Below are 16,552 nucleotides of genomic sequence, written 5' to 3'. Positions count from 1 at the left end.
CTACTCCGCGGGACGCTTCAGCCTGGCCACGAACTTGTACCGGTCCCCCCGGTACACCGACCGTACCCACTCCACCGGCTTGCCCTCGCGGTCCAGCGAGTGCCGGGAGAGCATCAGCATCGGCAGGCCCACGTCCGTGCCGAGCAACCCCGCCTCCCGCGGGGTGGCCAGCGAGGTCTCGATGGTCTCCTCGGCCTCCGCGAGATGGACGTCGTACACCTCCGCGAGCGCCGTGTAGAGGGAGGTGTACTTCACCAGCGACCGGCGCAGCGCCGGGAAGCGCTTGGCGGACAGGTGTGTCGTCTCGATCGCCATCGGCTCGCCGCTCGCCAGTCGCAGCCGCTCGATGCGCAGCACCCGGCCGCCGGGCGAGATGTCGAGCAGCCCGGCGAGCGTGTCGTCGGCCGTGACGTAGCCGATGTCCAGAAGCTGGGAGGTCGGCTCGAGGCCCTGCGCGCGCATGTCCTCCGTGTACGAGGTCAGTTGCAGCGCCTGGGACACCTTCGGCTTGGCGACGAACGTGCCCTTGCCCTGGATGCGTTCCAGCCGCCCTTCGACAACCAGCTCCTGCAGCGCCTGGCGCACCGTCGTGCGGGAGGTGTCGAACTCCGCGGCCAGCGTGCGCTCGGGCGGCACCGGCGTCCCCGGCGGCAGCGTCTCCGTCATGTCGAGCAGATGCTTCTTCAGACGGTAGTACTTGGGCACGCGCGCGGTGCGGACGGTCGCCCCGCCCTCGCTCTCCGCACTGCTGACGTCGGTGCTCATGCTCTGCCTTCCCGGCTCCGGATGCCGAAACGACCGACAGGGCGTCGGTCACGGCTCACATCGTGGCACGGCTTCATGGGGAGCAGAGCCCCACGCTCCGTGATCCCCGTTCCACGGACGGGGATCCCCTCTGTATACCGTCGGCACTCCCGCTGGTCTAGTCCACATGGCGGAAGTGGTCCAGCGGTGGCCGCGTGTATCCGGGTGCCCGTTTTCGCTGGGTTCCTACTTAAAGATCCTTTCATATGTAGGTCGCATAACGAACGCTCTGAGCGGCGCGAACGCCCTTGACGCACCTATTGGTCTGAGCCAAGCTCCCCCCTACTGGTCTACACCATTGGTCCAGTCCCGGCCCCACGGGCGGTGCGCGTCGTCACGCCGCGGGGACAAGGGGGGTTGTGGCATCCCTGAGGAGGATGGCGTGAAGCGCAAACTGACAGTCGCGATCGGTATCGCGGGCATGGTGGTCTCCGTCGCGGCGTGCGGAGGCGGCAAGTCCGGGGGGTCGAACACGGGGGCGGACGCCAAGGAGCTGACCGTCTGGCTGACGGTCGACGCCCAGAACAACTGGCCGACCCTGGTGAAGGCCGCCGACGACGCGGTGCTGAAGAAGCACCCGGGCCTGAAGATCAACCACGAGTACTACGGCTGGCCGGACAAGAACACCAAGCTCGACGCCGTCCTCGCCACCGACAAGGCCCCCGATGTGGTCGAGATGGGCAACACCGAGATGCTCGGCTACATGGTCAAGGGCGCCTTCGCGCCCGTGGACGCGGCCAAGTTCGACAACTCGGCCCAGTGGCTGGACGGCCTCAAGGCCTCCGTGACATACGACGGCAAGACCTACGGCGTCCCCTACTACGCCGGCGGCCGCGTCGCCAACTGGCGCAAGGACATCGCCGCTTCGGTCGGCGTGAAGGCGCCGCCGAAGACGTACCAGGAGCTCACTGCCGACCTGGACAAGATCCAGCAGAAGGAGGGCAGCGGATTCAGCGCCTGGTACCAGCCCACGCGCGACTGGTACGCGGCCATGTCCTTCGTCTACGACGCCGGCGGCTCCATCGCCAAGCAGGAGGGCGGCCAGTGGAAGGCCAGCCTCTCCTCGCCGGAGTCCCTCAAGGGGCTGAACGAGTTCAAGACGGTCATCGACAAGTACATGCACGGCGACAAGACCAAGGACGAGTCCGACCGGTACATCGTCTACGGCCAGGGCAAGTCCGCCATGATCTTCGGCGCCGCCTGGGAGGGCGCGGCCGCGGCCGACCCGAAGGCCGACAAGACCGGGGGCAAGCTGAAGAACGGCCTCGAGAACTTCGTGATGCCCGGCCCGTCCGGCAAGAACATGCCCGTGTTCCTGGGCGGTTCGGACCTGGCGATCCCGGTGAAGTCCAAGGCGCAGGCACTGGCCGCCGAGTGGATCAACGCCTTCACCGGATCGCAGGGCCAGAAGGGCCTCATCGCCAAGGGCAACCTGCCCAACAACAAGACCGACCTCGCGACCCTGAAGAACGACCCGGCGACGGCGGTCCCGGCCACCGCGGCCGAGTCCAACTGGTTCGTCCCGATGGCACCGGGCTGGGGCCAGGTCGAGAAGGCGCAGGTCCTGCAGACGATGCTGCAGGACATCGGCACCGGCAAGAAGTCGGTCGAGGCCGCCGCGAAGGACGCGGACGCCGCGATCGACAAGGTCATCAACACCAAGTGAGCCGACGGCAGGGCCCTGTGAGCCCCGGGGGGTGTTCGGGGTGGGGCCCTGCTTCTCGTACGACCTACAGGGACCGCTGAGGAGCGCGCGATGAGTGCCGCAGACACGACCACCCCCGCCAAGGCGCCACCGCCGCGGCCGGCGCCGCCACCGGGCGTCGTCGCCGCAGGGCCACGCAGAAGGCGGGCGCCGGGCGCGGCCGCCGTCCCCTGGGCGCTGCTCGCCCCCTGTCTGCTGGTCCTCGCCCTGGTGATGGGTTATCCGCTGGTCCGCCTGGTGACCCTGTCCTTCCAGAAGTTCGGTCAGTCCCAGCTGTGGGGGTTCCAGCCGGCCGAGTCGGCCGGGTTCGCCAACTTCACCGAGGTGCTCCAGGACGGTGAGTTCTGGGCGGTCGTGGTCCGCACGATCGGCTTCGCGGCCGGCTCGGTGATCTTCACCATGGTCCTCGGCATGCTGATCGCGTTGCTGCTCCAGCGGGTCTCCGGCTGGATGAAGACGCTGATCAACATCGTGCTGGTGGCCAGTTGGGGCATGCCGGTCATCGTGGCCACCACCGTCTTCAAGTGGCTCTTCGACTCGGACTACGGCATCCTCAACGCCCTGCTGAGCAAGCTGCCCGGCGTGCGTCTGATCGGCCACAACTGGTTCGCGAGCGGACCGCAGGGCCTGGCCGTGATCATGCTCCTCGTGGTCTGGGGTGCCGTCCCGTTCGTCGTCATCACGCTCGGCGCGGGCCTCACCCAGGTGCCGAAGGAACTGGAGGAGGCGGCCCGGCTCGACGGCGCGGGCTCCTGGGGCGTGTTCCGCCATGTGACCCTCCCGGTCCTGAAGCCGATCATCGTGATGCTCACGACCCTCTCCGTCATCTGGGACATGGGCGTCTTCCCGCAGGTCTTCGTGATGCGCGGCGGCCACCCCGAGGCCGAGTTCCAGCTGCTCACGACGTACTCGTACGACCGGGCGTTCGTGGTCAACGACTACGGCCAGGGCTCCGCGATCGCCCTGATCACCGTGCTGTTGCTGCTCGGCGTCGTTGCCGTCTACATGCGCCAGATGCTGAAGATCGGAGAAGTCGAATGAGCGGCATGAGCGGCATGAGCGGCGCGAGTGCGACGACGCTCACCGGGCGCGCCGTGGCCCGCCGCCGGACCAGGTCCCGGCTCGGCTGGAACCTCCTCGGCCTGCTCGTCCTCCTGACCGCTGGTTTCCCCGTCTACTGGATGATCGACACGGCGATCAAACCGGCGAAGGACGCCATCGACCCGGACCCGAGCCTGCTGCCCACGGGCTTCACGCTCGCCAACTTCCGCCGGGCGCTGGCCATCGCCGACTTCTGGGGGCCGGTCGGCCGCAGCCTGGTCGTGTCGCTGTCGGTGGTCGCGATCGGCATCGTCGTCGGCATGCTGGCGGCGCTCGCCATCTCCCGGTTCGCCTTCCGCGGCCGCAAGCTCGTGATCGTGGGCATCCTGGCGGTCCAGATGGTCCCGCTCATCGCCATGATCATCCCGGTCTTCCTGCTGCTCAACGACCTCGGCCAGTACGACAAGCTGTCCGGTCTGATCATCACCTACCTGACCTTCATCCTCCCGTTCACGGTGTGGACGCTGCGCGGCTTCATCGTCAACATCCCGCGCGAACTGGAGGAGGCGGCGATGGTGGACGGCTGCTCGCGCACCGGCGCCTTCCTGCGGGTGGTCTTCCCGCTGCTGGCCCCCGGCCTGGTCGCCACCTCGGTCTACGGCTTCATCCAGGCCTGGAACGAGTACCTGTACGCCCTGATGCTGATGAGCCAGCAGAACCAGACCGCGACCGTCTGGCTCGGCAACTTCACCACCAAGCACGGCACCGAGTACGCCCCGATGATGGCCGGCGCCACGATGATGGCGGTCCCGATCGTCGTGCTCTTCCTCCTCGTCCAGCGCAAGATGGCCGCGGGCCTCACCGCGGGCGCCGTGAAGGGATAACGCCCCGATGACGACATTCGCCAGCGGCACGGACACGGTGACGCGTGACGCGCTGACGGTCCTCCAGCCCGGCTTCAGCGGCACCACCGCCCCCGACTGGCTGCTGCGCCGCCTCGGCGAGGGCCTGGCGTCCGTGGGCCTGTTCGGCCGCAACATCACCTCTCCCGGACAGCTCGCCGCCCTGACGGCCCAGTTGCGCGCCGAACGCGAGGACGTGCTCGTCGCCATCGACGAGGAGGGCGGTGACGTCACCCGCCTGGAGGTGCGGACCGGTTCCTCCTTTCCGGGCAACCACGCGCTGGGCGCGGTGGACGACGTCGACCTGACCCGGGAGGTGGCCCACGCACTCGGCCGCCGGCTCGCCGAGTGCGGGGTCAACCTCAACTGGGCACCCTCGGCCGACGTCAACTCCAACCCCGCCAACCCGGTGATCGGCGTACGGTCCTTCGGCGCCGACCCCCAGCTGGTGGCCCGCCACACCGCCGCCTATGTCACCGGACTGCAGTCCGCCGGCGTCGCCGCCTGCACCAAGCACTTCCCGGGGCACGGCGACACCGCGGTCGACTCCCACCTCGCCCTCCCGCGCATCGACGCGGATCCCGCGGTGCTCCAGGACCGCGAACTGGCCCCGTTCCGTGCGGCGATCGCCGCCGGCACCCGCGCGGTGATGAGCGCGCACATCCTGGTCCCGGCCCTGGACCCGGACCGCCCGGCAACGTTGTCCGGGCGCATCCTGACCGACCTGCTGCGCGGCGAGCTCGCCTTCGACGGCCTGCTCGTCACCGACGGCATGGAGATGCGGGCGATCGCCGGCACGTACGGCATCGAGCGCGGCAGCGTCCTCGCCATCGCGGCCGGCGCGGACGCCATCTGCGTGGGCGGCGGCCTGGCGGACGACGAGACGGTACGACGTCTGCGGGACGCCCTGGTGGCAGCCGTCCGCTCGGGCGAGCTGGCCGAGGAACGGCTCGCCGAGGCGGCGCAGCGCGTACGGGCGCTGGCACGGTGGACGGCGTCCGCGGCAGCGGAGGGCGCCCGCGCACACCGGCCTCCCGTCGCGGACATCGGTCTGCTCGCCGCCCGCCGCGCGCTGACGGTCACCGGCGAAGAGGGCTTCACCCCGCTCACCGAGCCGCCCTACGTCGCCGCCCTCACCCCCGTCGCCAACATCGCGGTGGGCGACGAGACCCCGTGGGGTGTGGCCGCGGAACTGCTTCGGCTGCTTCCCGGCACGGAGACCGGCAGCTTCGCCGGGGATGCGGCGGGCCGTGCGGCACTGGTGGCCGCGGGGGCCCGGCGGATCGTGGCGGTGGTCCGCGACGAGCACCGCCACCCCTGGATGGCCTCCGCCCTGGAGACCCTCCTCGCGGAGCGCCCCGACACGATTGTGGTCGAGATGGGCGTCCCCCAGGCCGCTCCCCGCGGCGCCCTGCACATCGCCACCCACGGGGCGGCACGGGTGTGTGGCCGGGCGGCGGCGGAGGCCATCGCGGGCTGTTGAGCCGTTGCGGGGAGGACGCCGGGTCCGGGTGCCGTCCGGGCCCGGCGTCATCCGTGTGCGGAGCGCTAAATCCCCTGCCAGTCGGGCTTGTTGGCGTAGGTGTGGCGGAAGTAGTCGGCGAGTTTCAGCTTGGACGCGGCCGCCTCGTCCACGACGACGGTCGCATGCGGGTGGAGCTGGAGCGCGGAGGCCGGGCAGATGGCGGCGACCGGGCCCTCGACGCTGGCGGCGACCGCGTCCGCCTTTCCCTCGCCGGTCGCCAGCAGCACCAGGTGCCGCGCCTCGAGGATGGTGCCTATGCCCTGGGTGATCACATGGTGCGGCACCTGGTCGATCTCGCCGTCGAAGAAACGGGCGTTGTCGATGCGGGTCTGCTCGGTGAGCGTCTTGATGCGGGTGCGGGAGGCGAGCGAGGAGCACGGCTCGTTGAACCCGATGTGCCCGTCGGTGCCGATCCCGAGCAGCTGCAGATCCACGCCACCGGCCGCGGCGAGCGCCCTGTCGTACGCCTCGCAGGCAGCCTGCACGTCCTCCGCCGTGCCGTCGGGCCCCAGGAAGGCGTCCATGCCCATCCCGAGCGGCTCCAGCACCTCCCGCCGGAGGACGGAACGGTACGACTCCGGGTGATCCGCGGGCAGTCCGACGTATTCGTCGAGCTGGGCGACGCGCGCCCGCGAGACGTCCACGGCGCCGGAGCGTGCCCTGGCCGCCAGGGCCTCGTACACGGGCAACGGTGTGGAGCCGGTGGCCACACCGAGCAGGGCGTCGGGCTTGCGTCGGAGCAGCTGCGCCATGGCCTCGGCGATGAGCTCGCCACCCGCCTGGGCGTCCGGAACGATGACAACTTCCACGCTGGGCCTGCCGATCTGAGGAGAGGGGGGTGGGAACCGGGGTGAGGGACCAGTGGTTTAGACCAATCTAACAGAGTGGAGGGTGCGTACGGGGGTCCGGACAGGGCTGTCGACGGGCGATGCGGAGGCGGTCTCGGGGGAGTCGGCGGCGTCCCGGACGTGTTGGCCGGCCAGGGCTGCCTGCCTGGCGGATTCCGGGCGACGGGCCGGCAGATCCGCCCCGCTCCGCCCGGTATCTCCCGACGCAACTCCGCCACTCCCCCTCTGCCGAGGCGTCGGCGGATTCGAGGAGGTGGAATAGGAGCCGTCAGCCCAGAGCGAGAGACACTCTCCACCCCGGGAGGAACCCCATGACGCCGACGACACCGGACCCTCAGCGAGACCTCCCGGGACGGATCATGGCCCGGGAGATGGCCGAACAGCCCGCCGTGCTGCGCCGCATCCTCGACGAGGGAGCGCCGCGCATCCGGGAGGTGGCCCGCGAGGTCGCCGCCCGCAAGCCCCGGTTCGTGCTGCTGACGGCCCGCGGCACCTCGGACAACGCCGCCCTCTACGCCAAGTACCTCCTGGAGATCCGCCTCGGCCTGCCCTGCGGTCTCACCTCCATGTCCACGACCACGGCCTACGGCGCCCGCCCCGACCTCACCGACGTCCTCGTCATCACCGTCAGCCAGTCCGGCGGCTCCCCGGATCTGGTGGCCTCGACGCAGGCCGCACGGGAGGCCGGCGCCCTCACGCTCGCCGTGACCAACAACCCCGATTCACCGCTGGCCGCCGTCTCCGAGTACCACATCGACGTCATGGCCGGTGAGGAGAAGGCCCTCCCCGCGACCAAGACCTACACCGCCTCCCTCCTCGCCCTCTATCTCTTCGTCGAAGGACTGCGCGGCGGCGACGGCGCCCCCGCCAAGACGCTGCCCCACCTCGCCGAGCAACTCCTCGCCCGCCAGGACGAGGTCCGCACCCTCGCCGCCCGCTACCGCTTCGCCGAGCGCATGGTCATCACCTCGCGCGGCTACGGCTACCCCACCGCCAAGGAAGCCGCCCTGAAGCTGATGGAGACCAGTTACATCCCCGCGCTCTCCTACTCCGGTGCCGATCTCCTGCACGGCCCGCTCGCCATGGTCGACAACGTCTCGCCGGTCATCGCCGTCGTGACGGACGGCAAGGGCGGCGCCGCGCTCCAGCCCGTACTCGACCGGCTGCGCGGCCGCGGCGCCGACCTCGTCGTCATCGGGCCGCGAAGCCAGGTCGAGCAGGCGTCGGCGGGGTTCGTCCTGCCGACCGAGGGCGTGGCCGAGGAGGTCCAGCCGATCCTGGAGATCATCCCCCTCCAGCTCCTCGCGTACGAGGTCACCATCGCCCGTGGCCAGGACCCGGACGCCCCGCGTGCCCTGGCCAAGGTGACGGAGACACGCTGAGGAGCGGCTGGGTGTCGTGCGGGGCGTCCTCTAGGTCAGCGAGCCTCCCGTCGCGTCCACCCAACTGCCCGTGACCCACCGGCCGGCGTCGGAGGCCAGGAACGCCACCACGTCGGCGACGTCCGCCGGGGCGCCCACCCGGCCCAGTGCCGATATGGAGGCGGCCCGCGCCCAGCCGTCCTCCGTGCCGTACAGCAACTCGGCGGTGTTGTCGGTGTCGATGATGCCCGGCGCCACCGAGTTGACCGTGATGCCGCGGGGGCCCAGCACCTTGGACAGGTCGCGGGTGAAGACGTCCAGCGCGCCCTTCGTCATCGCGTAGGCGATCTGGTGGGGAAACACCGCGGTCCGGGAGAGACCGGAGGAGATGTTGATGACGCGGCCGCCGTCCCTCAGCCGGTCCAGGCCCTGCCGCACGATGAAGAACGGCGCCTTCACGTTCACCGCGAAGACCCTGTCGTACTCCTCCTCGCCGATCTCCTGCAGTGGCCGTGCGCTGCCGATGGCCGCGTTGTTGACCAGGATGTCCACGCCGTCCGCATGGTGGTCGAACGCCTCCCACAAGGCCTGGGTGTCGCCCGGCAGGCCCAGCTCGACGCCGATCGCGAACGCGGAACCGCCCGCCGCCTCGATCGCTGCGACCGTTTCCTTCGCCGCCCCCTCGTTCCGGCCGTAGTGCACGGCCACCCGCGCCCCGTCACGCGCCAGCCGCTCGGCGATTCCCCGGCCGATGCCCCTGCTCGCCCCGGTGACGAGTGCGGTCCTCCCCCTGAGCACGTCCATGCCGACGCCCCCTCCATTTCTCTAGCGGTCGATACAGAAAACACCGTACAACAGGGCCGGGTGATTTCTCTAGCACCCGCTATAGAATCCACTCCATGGTGGAGAGCGAGGACAGGGGCCGACAGACCGAGGCGCGACCCGGGGTCCCGATGGAGGCAGTGGCCGAGGGTGAGCCTGCGACCGACCCGGCCCCCGTCACCCCGTCACGCGCGACCCGTGCCGCAGCCTCCCGCCCCCGAGGGCGCCCCCGTTCCTTCGACCGCGCGACCGCGCTCGAAAAGGCCCTCCTGGCGTTCTGGGAGCACGGTTACGAGGCCACCTCCGTCTCCGACCTCACCCGGGTCATGGGCATCGGTGCGCCGAGCCTGTACGCGGCGTTCGGTGACAAGCGGTCCCTCTTCGAGGAGGTCGTCGGCGTCTACGACGAGCGGTACGGGTCGTTCGGTGACCGGGCCCTCGCCGAGGAGCCGACCGCTCGTGCCGCTGTGGAGCGGATGCTCCGCGAGGCCGCCGAGATCTACACGGCCCCCGGGCATCCGCACGGCTGTCTCGTCATCCACGCCGCCGCCAACTGCACGACGCCCGAGATCGAGGAGTCCCTGCGGGCGCGGCGCAACGCCAACATCGACGCCTTCGAGCGCCGTATCCGGGCCGGAGTCGCCGCCGGTGAGCTGCCCGCCGCCAGCGATGCCCGCACCCTCGCCCGCTATGTCGGCGCGATCGTCCAGGGCATGTCCCAGCAGGCGCGCGACGGGGCGACCCGGGAGGAACTGGAAGCGCTCGTGGAGGTCGCCCTGGCGGTCTGGCCCCGCGCCCGAGCCGACAGGTCCTAGGCTGCGCGTGGGCCGTCCGGATGTTCGGCAAGGCAGATGCGTGAAGCCACGGATGTCTGATAAAGAGACAACAGCAAACATCCTCCAACGTATGGACACATGCGTCGGAACTCAGCCACCATGGTGTCGTCGGCGTGGTCTAGTCCACCTGCCCGACAAGACAGTAAAGTAAGTAAAGACACGAGCCCCGTCTTCCCCCGCACAGGAAGGCGGACCGAGGAACCGGCGCTCTCTGCCCTGACTGCTCCGGCTCCTCGACCTTCGGCCGACCGGGACCGCACACCCCGCGGCCGTTGCTGCTCCGGGCTGCGGTGCCGGGAGGGTTGAGGGTCCCTCCCAGGCGCCGCGGCCCGCGGGTGCTTTCGGGGCCGTACGAGCGCCGCACCGCATCCCCTTCCGGCAGGGTCGTACCGGAGCCCCCTGCACTGGCCGATTTCGGTCGATGTCCGAACGCCCGGGTACCCTCGCACACGTGCCCTCCATGAACGAACTGGTCCGCCAGCACACCGCCCTCAGCGACTCCGACCTGGAGTGGCTGCACCTGCTGGTGTCGGAGTGGCAGCTGCTCTCTGATCTCTCCTTCGCCGACCTGGTTCTGTGGGTGCCCACCCGTGACGGCACCCGGTATGTGTCGGTGGCCCAGATGCGCCCGAACACCGGCCCCACCTCCTACCAGGACGACATGGTCGGCCACCTCGTCCCCCGAGGCCGCCGCCCCATGCTGGACGCGGCGCTGGACGAGGGCCGGATCGTGCGCGAGGGTGACCCGGAGTGGCGCGAGGAGGTCCCGGTCCGGGTCGAGTCCATCCCCGTACGCTGCGGGGGGCGCGTCCTCGGTGTCATCGCGCGCAACACCAACCTGCTGACCGTGCGCACCCCGAGCCGCCTGGAGCTCACCTACCTCCAGAGCGCCTCCGACCTCGCCCAGATGATCGCGGCCGGCGCCTTCCCGTTCCCCGACCAGCAGGTCGACATGGACGCTTCACCGCGCGTCGGCGACGGTCTGATCAGGCTGGATGCGGACGGCATCGTCCAGTACGCGTCACCGAACGCCCTGTCGGCGTACCACCGCCTCGGCCTCGCCGCCGACCTCGTCGGTCACCACCTCGGCAAGACCACCGCGGAACTCGCCCCCACAAAGGGCCCGGTGGACGAGGCGCTGGTCAAGCTGGCCAGCGGATGGGCGCCGCGCGAGTTCGAGATCGAGGCGAACGACGGGGTGATCCAGTTCCGCGCGATTCCCCTGAAGCCCAAGGGCACGCGCATAGGCTCGCTCGTCCTGCTGCGGGACGTCACGGAACTGCGGCGCCGGGAGCGGGAGTTGATCACCAAGGACGCGACCATCCGGGAGATCCACCACCGGGTGAAGAACAACCTCCAGACGGTCGCCGCCCTGCTCCGCCTGCAGGCCCGCCGTATCGGTTCCGAGCGTGGACGGGAGGCGCTCGAGGAGGCCGTACGACGGGTCGGGTCGATCGCGATCGTCCATGAGACGCTGTCCCAGAATCTGGACGAGCGCGTGGAGTTCGACGAGATCGCCGACCGGGTGCTCGCCATGGTCGCCGAGATCTCGCCCGGCACGGTCAGCGGCCGACGCAGCGGCCGCTTCGGCATTCTCGACGCGGAGGTCGCCACCCCGCTGTCCATGGTGCTCACCGAGATCCTCCAGAACGCCCTGGAGCACGGCTTCCGCCAGGGCGACACCGGCACGGTCGAGGTCTCGGCCGTCCGTGGCGGTACGGCGAAGGAGGCGCGCCTCCTGGTCACCGTCCAGGACGACGGGGTCGGGCTGCCCGAGGGCTTCGACCCGCAGACCGCCGGCAATCTCGGGCTGCAGATCGTACGGACGCTGGTGGAGGGGGAGTTGGGCGGCACCTTCGACATGGTCCCGGCCCCGGGGCGCGGCACACGGGTGATCCTGGACATCCCGGTCCGTGCACAGAAGTGAGGCCGGGCGGCGACCGGGCAGGTACGGACACCGCGCTCCCGGCACTCCATGGCAACGTCCACACAGCAATGAGCCCCGGGCCACCAAGTGGCCCGGGGCTAAAGCTCGTTGGTGCCAGCTGCTGCTAGCGACTGCGCGCTGCGGCTCGGGGGCGGGAGAAGCGTACTCGCTGTACGCGCCGCCAAGCTCAGGCTCGTCGGGGCGGGTGTGTCAGGCGGAGGCCTGACGGGCCCGGTTGCGGGCGGCGCGGCGCTTCATGGCGCGGCGCTCGTCCTCGCTGAGACCACCCCAGACGCCGGAGTCCTGGCCGGACTCGAGCGCCCACTGCAGGCACTGCTCGATAACCGGGCAGCGACGGCAGACGGCCTTGGCTTCCTCGATCTGCAGCAGCGCAGGACCGGTGTTGCCGATGGGGAAGAAGAGCTCGGGGTCTTCCTCGCGGCAAACGGCGTTGTGACGCCAGTCCATGGCTGCTACCTCTCCGTGGTATTACGTGCAGATTGCTTGTGAATGTGAACGCTTTCACGAATCCCTCAACAAGTGAAGGGCCGATCGTCAGACTCACTGACGTGGTCCTGTGGATTGAGGAGGGGTTCGGGCACTCTCGATGGGAGCCGGTGTTGCGAGCTGTCCCGAGCGCCACGTAGAGACTCGCAAACCTCAGCGGCGGATACAACCCCTTCCGGAAAGTTTTTTTTGATTCCTTGGTGTCGACTAGGTCACAGCCGTACTTCCAAGGGGTGGATCCTGGCCTAAACGTTCGAGTGAAAGGACTTTAGCCCCTTCTGCTCACACAATCACACGCAGTGCACGGCGTACGCCTGTGAACGTCACGCTCGTACGTACTCCGAGGTGGTCGCCGTCCATCTGCAGGGGGAGCGGCGCCTTCGAATGCAAGGTGAAGTCGGTCAGGTCGTGCAGCGAGACCACGTGCTTGCCCCGGGGACCGCGCTCGGGGGACGAAGTGAGCAACTGGGTCGCATACCGGGCAACCGAGGCCGTCGAGAGGCGGCTGAGGGCGAGCACGTCGAGGCCGGTATCGAACGAGGCCTTAGGTGAGGCGTACACCGGACGATTGCCGAGAAACGTCCAGGGCGCGGTGTTGCAGATTATGGACATGACCAGATCGGTTACCGGCTCCTCACCCGCCCGCTCCAGGGTGATCGTGCCGTGCCTGCGATGCGGTTCGTCCAGGAACTGACGGACCACCTGGCGCAGATACAGCGCATGGGTGGACCGCTTGCCCTGCTCACGCTGCTGCTCGACCCGGCCGACCACACCCGCGTCGAAGCCGAAGCCGGCGTTGAAGGTGAACCAGCGGGAGGGCGCCGCCTCGTCCTCGCTGCCCGGGGTGCCCGCGGCGAGACCGAGGCCGACCGTGCGCTCACGGCGTTCGCGCAGGCCGTCGAGGATGGCGCCGGTGGCCTCCACCATGTCGTTGGGCAGGCCGAGGGCGCGGGCGAAGACGTTGGTCGAGCCGCCGGGCACGACGGCGAGCAGGGGGAGACGGTCGGGGTCGGGACCGTGGTGCAGCAGGCCGTTGACGACCTCGTTGACCGTGCCGTCCCCGCCGAGCGCCACGACCAGGTCTATGTCCTCGCTCTCCACGGCCTGCCGGCCGAGGTCCCGGGCGTGCCCCCGGTACTCGGTGGTCACCACCTCGAGCTTCATCTCGCTCGCCAGCGCGTGGATGAGGACGTCACGGGTACGTGCGCTTGTGGTGGTTGCCGCCGGATTGACCACGAGAAGTGCACGCATGGTGTGCAGCGTACCTACTGAGCGGTACTCGACCCCAGCCCGGGTAGGGATCCGGTAAGAGGCCCGGCTGTGGTCTCGGGCACAGCGGCGCCGGAGGCGTCGGGGAGCCGACCGGCCCGCAGGGCTACCCTTCAGGGGTGAGCGCTGAGCAGAACTCCACTCCTGAGACCCGTGAAGCCGGGCCCCGGCCCGCGCGGCTGACCGCCGCGGCGGCGCTGGCCGGCCTGGAGGGGCTGGCCCTGGTCGCGGGCGGCGTCTGGACGCTCGTCCTCGGCCTCACGGGCTCGCCGGACGACCGGCAGCAGGCCGTCACCCTCGGCATCACCCTGATCGTGCTCGCGCTGCTGCCCCTGCTGGCCGCGCGCGGTCTGCTGCTGCGGCGTGGCTGGAGCCGGGGGCCCGCCGTCATCACCCAGATCATGGCGCTGCCGGTGGCGTACAACCTGCTCCGCGCCGACAGCGTCGCGATCCCGGTCGGGATCGTGCTCGCGCTCGTCGCGGTGACGGCGCTGGTGCTCCTGGTGAACCCGGCGACGACGCAGGCCCTCGGGATCCGCGGCCCCGGCCGTGCGGAGGAGCCGAAGCGGTAGTCGGCGTCCGGCTGTCCCGGTTCGGCGTGCGACGCCGGGGCGCGGCAGCTCGCCCGGGGTTCTCCCAGGTCCACCTGCTGGATCCGGTCCGACGACCGTCGCCGTCTGCGGCGGCCGGGCACGGCCTCGGAACGGCGGTGCCCCTCCGGCCGCCGCCGGGCGACGACATCGACGACATCGCGGTCGTCGCCGGGGTGCCGCGGCCGGGCCGCCGGGTGCCGAGTCCCGAGCCGACGTGAACGCGGTGCACCGCCAAGCCGTGCCGTCTGCCTCGGCCGGGCCCGCCTCGGAACGGCGGCGCCCCTCCGGCCGCCGGGTGCCGAGTCCCGAGCCGACGTGAACGCGGTGCACCGCCAAGCCGTGCCGTCTGCCTCGGCCGGGCCCGCCTCGGAACGGCGGCGCCCCTCCGGCCGCCGGGTGCCGAGTCCCGAGCCGACGTGAACGCGGTGCACCGCCAAGCCGTGCCGTCTGCCTCGGCCGGGCCCGCCTCGGAACGGCGGCGCCCCTCCGGCCGCCGGGTGCCGAGCCCCGAGCCGACGTGAACGCGGTGCACCGCCAAGCCGTGCCGTCTGCCTCGGCCGGGCCCGCCTCGGAACGGCGGCGCCCCTCCGGCCGCCGGGTGCCGAGCCCCGAGCCGACGTGAACGCGGTGCACCGCCAAGCCGTGCCGTCTGCCTCGGCCGGGCCCGCCTCGGAACGGCGGCGCCCCTCCGGCCGCCGGGTGCCGAGCCCCGAGCCGACGTGAACGCGGTGCACCGCCACGCCGTCGCGGAGCGCTGACCGCACCCCGGTGCCGCCGTCCTACTCCTCGACCAGCAGCTTGTCCCGCAGTTGAGCCAGCGTCCGCGCCAGCAGACGTGAGACGTGCATCTGCGAGATGCCGACCTCCTGCGCGATCTGCGACTGCGTCATGTTGCCGAAGAAGCGCAGCAGCAGGATCCGCTTCTCCCGCGGCGGAAGATCCTCCAGCAGCGGCTTCAGTGACTCGCGGTACTCGACGCCCTCCAGCGCCTCGTCCTCCGCGCCGAGCGTGTCCGCGACCGCCGGGGACTCGTCGTCCGTGTCGGGGACGTCCAGGGACAGCGTCGAGTACGCGTTGGCGGACTCCAGGCCCTCCAGGACCTCCTCCTCCGAGATGGCCAGTTTCTCGGCCAGCTCATGGACCGTCGGAGAGCGGCCGTGCTGCTGGGACAGCTCGGCCGTGGCCGTCGTCAGGGCCAGGCGCAGCTCTTGCAGGCGCCGCGGCACCCGCACCGCCCAGCCCTTGTCGCGGAAGTGCCGCTTGATCTCGCCGACGACCGTCGGCGTCGCGTAGGTCGAGAACTCGACGCCCCGCTCCGGGTCGAAACGGTCGACCGACTTGATCAGACCGATGGTGGCGACCTGGGTCAGATCGTCCAGCGGCTCACCCCGGTTGCGGAAACGGCGCGCGAGGTGCTCGACGAGCGGCAGGTGCATCCGGACCAGCTGGTTGCGCAGCTCCGCGTACTCCGGGCTGCCTTCCTTCAGCTTGCGCAGTTCGACGAACATCGCCCGCGCGCCGCTGCGGTCCTGTGGGTTGGGCTGTGCGCCGACCGGCACACCGTGCTCAGCGTTTCGCTCGTGCTCGCTCATCGTCCCGCCCGTCGTCCTTCCCCGAGCTCTCGACTCCGCTCGAGCAGGGGAGGCCCCATTCCCTCCGGAGGACGTACCCGTGGCTCCGCCTGGATCCCGCTGTCCGCCGCCCCGGGCGGAGAGCGCCTCGTCCGCCCCGGCCGGTCCCGTCGGCACGGGCGCCATGACCGCCGACGCCTGGCCCTCCGGGTGCGGACGTGCCTGCTCGGGGATGCCGTCCACGCCTTCCGCCGTGCGCCGCGCCCCGCCCGGGCCGCCCGCGCTCCCGGCGGAGAACTTCCGTGTGCCGCGCTCTTCGTCCCGCACCGGCCCGTCCCCGTTCGTCACGCCGGCCCGGGTCCCGCGCCGCGCTGTTTGTAGAGGCTGATGGACACGGTCTTGTCGTCGGAGACCGCGGAGGAGACCTTGCCGGCCAGGGCCGACAGGACGGTCCAGGCGAACGTGTCCCGCGAGGGGGCGTGGCCGTCCGTGGTCGGGGCCGCGACCGTGACCTCCAGCGAGTCGTCGATGAGCCGGAAGACACAGCTGAGCACCGAGCCGGGCACGGCCTGCTGCAGCAGGATCGCGCAGGCCTCGTCGACCGCGATGCGCAGGTCCTCGATCTCGTCGAGGGTGAAGTCCAAACGGGCCGCGAGACCGGCCGTGGCCGTGCGCAGCACCGACAGATAGGCACCCGCAGCCGGCAGCCGGACTTCCACGAAGTCCTGGGTCGCGGGCTCGCCTGCGATCTGGGACACCCTCACCTCCAAGGTGGTACAAGCTGTTTCGGGGGCCGAGGGCCGCCCCCCGGGGTAACGCCCCTCATGGTTCAGCGGTGACG

Annotated in this window: 15 protein-coding genes; 8 read left to right on the top strand and 7 right to left on the bottom strand. The window is 70.6% G+C overall.

The genetic code is table 11. The annotated features are described in order from the left end of the window. A complete protein-coding gene (locus ACFYZJ_RS15880) occupies positions 1-765 on the bottom strand; it encodes a GntR family transcriptional regulator (RefSeq protein ID WP_388567810.1) in 765 nt (254 codons plus the stop codon). Between the two features lie 421 nt (positions 766-1,186). Between ACFYZJ_RS15880 and ACFYZJ_RS15875 the strand changes: the two genes are divergently transcribed. The 4 genes from ACFYZJ_RS15875 (at position 1,187) to ACFYZJ_RS15860 (ending at position 5,935) form a co-directional block, all read left to right on the top strand. Continuing rightward, entirely contained in the window at positions 1,187-2,470 is a 1,284-nt protein-coding gene (locus ACFYZJ_RS15875; protein ID WP_388567808.1) for an extracellular solute-binding protein, read from the top strand. 90 nt (positions 2,471-2,560) lie between these two features. After that, positions 2,561-3,550 carry a carbohydrate ABC transporter permease gene (locus ACFYZJ_RS15870; protein WP_388567806.1) on the top strand — a complete coding sequence of 330 codons (990 nt, stop codon included), beginning with the start codon at positions 2,561-2,563 and terminating at the stop codon, positions 3,548-3,550. A gap of 14 nt (positions 3,551-3,564) precedes the next feature. Next, the gene (locus ACFYZJ_RS15865; RefSeq protein ID WP_388568583.1) at positions 3,565-4,434 is read left to right on the top strand and encodes a carbohydrate ABC transporter permease; all 870 of its coding nucleotides are present in this window, start codon (positions 3,565-3,567) and stop codon (positions 4,432-4,434) included. Positions 4,435-4,441: 7 nt separating this feature from the next. Further along, the gene (locus ACFYZJ_RS15860) at positions 4,442-5,935 is read left to right on the top strand and encodes a glycoside hydrolase family 3 protein (RefSeq protein ID WP_388567803.1); all 1,494 of its coding nucleotides are present in this window, start codon (positions 4,442-4,444) and stop codon (positions 5,933-5,935) included. A gap of 65 nt (positions 5,936-6,000) precedes the next feature. On the opposite strand, the gene nagB is transcribed toward ACFYZJ_RS15860, so the two are convergent. Beyond that, positions 6,001-6,786, bottom strand: coding sequence for a glucosamine-6-phosphate deaminase (nagB, locus tag ACFYZJ_RS15855; RefSeq protein ID WP_388567800.1), 786 nt, complete (start codon positions 6,784-6,786; stop codon positions 6,001-6,003). 350 nt (positions 6,787-7,136) lie between these two features. Here nagB and ACFYZJ_RS15850 point away from each other — a divergent pair, with 350 nt between their 5' ends. Beyond that, positions 7,137-8,207, top strand: coding sequence for an SIS domain-containing protein (locus ACFYZJ_RS15850; RefSeq protein ID WP_388567798.1), 1,071 nt, complete (start codon positions 7,137-7,139; stop codon positions 8,205-8,207). A gap of 30 nt (positions 8,208-8,237) precedes the next feature. Here the strand turns inward: ACFYZJ_RS15850 and ACFYZJ_RS15845 are convergent, their stop codons facing one another. After that, positions 8,238-8,990: an SDR family oxidoreductase gene (locus ACFYZJ_RS15845; RefSeq protein WP_388567796.1), complete on the bottom strand. Its 753-nt coding sequence runs from the start codon at positions 8,988-8,990 to the stop codon at positions 8,238-8,240. 95 nt (positions 8,991-9,085) lie between these two features. Between ACFYZJ_RS15845 and ACFYZJ_RS15840 the strand changes: the two genes are divergently transcribed. Further along, entirely contained in the window at positions 9,086-9,823 is a 738-nt protein-coding gene (locus tag ACFYZJ_RS15840) for a TetR/AcrR family transcriptional regulator (protein ID WP_388567794.1), read from the top strand. A gap of 481 nt (positions 9,824-10,304) precedes the next feature. Beyond that, positions 10,305-11,771 carry a sensor histidine kinase gene (locus tag ACFYZJ_RS15835; RefSeq protein WP_388568580.1) on the top strand — a complete coding sequence of 489 codons (1,467 nt, stop codon included), beginning with the start codon at positions 10,305-10,307 and terminating at the stop codon, positions 11,769-11,771. Positions 11,772-11,981: 210 nt separating this feature from the next. Here ACFYZJ_RS15835 and ACFYZJ_RS15830 read toward each other — a convergent pair whose 3' ends face one another. Together ACFYZJ_RS15830 and ACFYZJ_RS15825 are read right to left on the bottom strand one after the other, a co-directional pair. Further along, on the bottom strand, positions 11,982-12,239 hold the full coding sequence (locus ACFYZJ_RS15830; protein ID WP_003992873.1) for a WhiB family transcriptional regulator: 258 nt from the start codon (positions 12,237-12,239) through the stop codon (positions 11,982-11,984). Positions 12,240-12,560: 321 nt separating this feature from the next. After that, positions 12,561-13,529 carry a diacylglycerol/lipid kinase family protein gene (locus ACFYZJ_RS15825; RefSeq protein ID WP_388567792.1) on the bottom strand — a complete coding sequence of 323 codons (969 nt, stop codon included), beginning with the start codon at positions 13,527-13,529 and terminating at the stop codon, positions 12,561-12,563. A gap of 137 nt (positions 13,530-13,666) precedes the next feature. Here ACFYZJ_RS15825 and ACFYZJ_RS15820 point away from each other — a divergent pair, with 137 nt between their 5' ends. After that, positions 13,667-14,119, top strand: a complete 453-nt coding sequence (locus tag ACFYZJ_RS15820; protein ID WP_388567789.1) for a hypothetical protein — start codon at positions 13,667-13,669, stop codon at positions 14,117-14,119. An 800-nt stretch (positions 14,120-14,919) separates the two neighbouring features. On the opposite strand, the gene ACFYZJ_RS15815 is transcribed toward ACFYZJ_RS15820, so the two are convergent. Next, positions 14,920-16,059 (bottom strand): RNA polymerase sigma factor SigF, encoded by a 1,140-nt coding sequence (locus ACFYZJ_RS15815; RefSeq protein WP_388567787.1) that lies wholly within the window; start codon positions 16,057-16,059, stop codon positions 14,920-14,922. Further along, positions 16,056-16,469, bottom strand: coding sequence for an anti-sigma regulatory factor (locus ACFYZJ_RS15810; RefSeq protein WP_103839295.1), 414 nt, complete (start codon positions 16,467-16,469; stop codon positions 16,056-16,058). Before ACFYZJ_RS15810 ends, ACFYZJ_RS15815 begins: the two co-directional genes overlap by 4 nt. Between the last annotated feature and the right edge of the window lie 83 nt (positions 16,470-16,552).

The organism is Streptomyces sp. NPDC001848 (assembly GCF_042891915.1).
In the GTDB taxonomy this organism is placed as follows: Bacteria; Actinomycetota; Actinomycetes; order Streptomycetales; family Streptomycetaceae; genus Streptomyces.
This window is presented reverse-complemented; position numbering and strand designations above follow the sequence as displayed.

What these genes read in the sequence shown, in the direction of transcription:
- ACFYZJ_RS15865 (WP_388568583.1), top strand. Translation starts at nt 3,565, where the DNA reads ATGAGCGGCGCGAGTGCGACGACGCTCACCGGGCGCGCCGTGGCCCGC.
- ACFYZJ_RS15845 (WP_388567796.1), bottom strand. Translation starts at nt 8,990, where the DNA reads ATGGACGTGCTCAGGGGGAGGACCGCACTCGTCACCGGGGCGAGCAGG.
- ACFYZJ_RS15840 (WP_388567794.1), top strand. Translation starts at nt 9,086, where the DNA reads ATGGTGGAGAGCGAGGACAGGGGCCGACAGACCGAGGCGCGACCCGGG.
- ACFYZJ_RS15825 (WP_388567792.1), bottom strand. Translation starts at nt 13,529, where the DNA reads ATGCGTGCACTTCTCGTGGTCAATCCGGCGGCAACCACCACAAGCGCA.
- ACFYZJ_RS15850 (WP_388567798.1), top strand. Translation starts at nt 7,137, where the DNA reads ATGACGCCGACGACACCGGACCCTCAGCGAGACCTCCCGGGACGGATC.
- ACFYZJ_RS15860 (WP_388567803.1), top strand. Translation starts at nt 4,442, where the DNA reads ATGACGACATTCGCCAGCGGCACGGACACGGTGACGCGTGACGCGCTG.
- ACFYZJ_RS15870 (WP_388567806.1), top strand. Translation starts at nt 2,561, where the DNA reads ATGAGTGCCGCAGACACGACCACCCCCGCCAAGGCGCCACCGCCGCGG.
- ACFYZJ_RS15835 (WP_388568580.1), top strand. Translation starts at nt 10,305, where the DNA reads ATGAACGAACTGGTCCGCCAGCACACCGCCCTCAGCGACTCCGACCTG.
- ACFYZJ_RS15830 (WP_003992873.1), bottom strand. Translation starts at nt 12,239, where the DNA reads ATGGACTGGCGTCACAACGCCGTTTGCCGCGAGGAAGACCCCGAGCTC.
- ACFYZJ_RS15880 (WP_388567810.1), bottom strand. Translation starts at nt 765, where the DNA reads ATGAGCACCGACGTCAGCAGTGCGGAGAGCGAGGGCGGGGCGACCGTC.